The 1052-nt window shown below is 59.0% G+C and carries 2 protein-coding genes; one reads left to right on the forward strand and one right to left on the reverse strand.

Annotation, left to right across the window (positions count from 1 at the left end; genetic code table 11):
* Positions 1-344: winged helix-turn-helix domain-containing protein (locus AWB65_RS36790; RefSeq protein ID WP_235008119.1), on the reverse strand; the 344-nt coding region annotated here is incomplete at its 3' end.
* A gap of 304 nt (positions 345-648) precedes the next feature.
* Between AWB65_RS36790 and AWB65_RS35030 the strand changes: the two genes are divergently transcribed.
* Positions 649-1052 (forward strand): GntT/GntP/DsdX family permease (locus AWB65_RS35030; protein ID WP_235008121.1); only part of this gene is annotated, 404 nt, incomplete at its 3' end.

Here is a 1052-nt window from a genome sequence, read left to right on the forward strand (position 1 = left end):
CCGCGCTTGGGCAGCACGACGACGAGTCCGTCGCCCGCCAGTTCCTTCAGCGCTTCCCTTAGCGGTGTGCGGGACACATCCAGCCGTTCGGCAAGCGTGCGTTCGCGCAAACGCTCACCGGGCTTCAGTTCGTCGGTGGCGATCAGCGTGCGTAAGCGTTGGGCGATCTGCATCGACAGCAGTTCGTCGGTCGGATCGCCGCCCTCGAGTGCCTCTTGTTCGTCTTCGAAATCCGTCATCTCTTCATCCCGTTTCTCTCTGGTATCCCCAGCCATTCGTAGTCCGGTATGCCACTTTACCAAACGATCCAAGGCGTCCACAGGCCTCAAAGCGGCTGCTGTCATGGTGTTATCCCGTACTTGACCATAATCAGACATCCAGCTACATTTTGGTATACCAGATTTAATGAAAGCAAAAAATCCGGCCTTTTAGCTGCGGCGATCGAGATAAGAGCTGCGCACGGAGACACACTCAAGAATGCTCTATTCGCTCGCAGATGCCCATGTTCAAAGGGGGACTGGCGACGTATCTGCACGGCCTCTAATCAGGCTTGCCCGACAGCCGATACCCGCTCGCAGCCTTACACGTTGGTATGCCAAATAAGCACTGCCTTCACAAGGCGGCCACAGCCAAACCTGACGAGTTTCCATGCAGCCATCGTTTTACCCATTGATCGCCCCGGCGATTGCCATCGTGTTGCTTGTGCTGCTCATCACGCGGCTCAAAATGCACCCGTTCCTCGCGCTGATTCTCACGTCCGGCTTCCTCGGCAGCGCGGCCGGACTCGCGCCCACCGCCGTCATCAAGAGCTTCGAAAAAGGCTTCGGCGGCATCCTGAGTTCGGTCGGACTGGTCGTCGGTCTCGGCACTATGCTCGGCGGCCTGCTGCTCGAATCTGGCGGTGCCGACCGCATCGCCAACACCTTCATCGGGCTCGGCTCGAAGCGCTGGATTCCCGCTGCGATTTGCGCGGCGTCGCTGCTGATCGGCCTGCCCCATCTCTTCGATGTCAGCTTCGTGATGCTCGTGCCGCTCGTCTACGCGATCGCGAA

The organism is Caballeronia humi (assembly GCF_001544475.1).
GTDB classification, from domain to species: Bacteria; Pseudomonadota; Gammaproteobacteria; order Burkholderiales; family Burkholderiaceae; genus Caballeronia; species Caballeronia humi.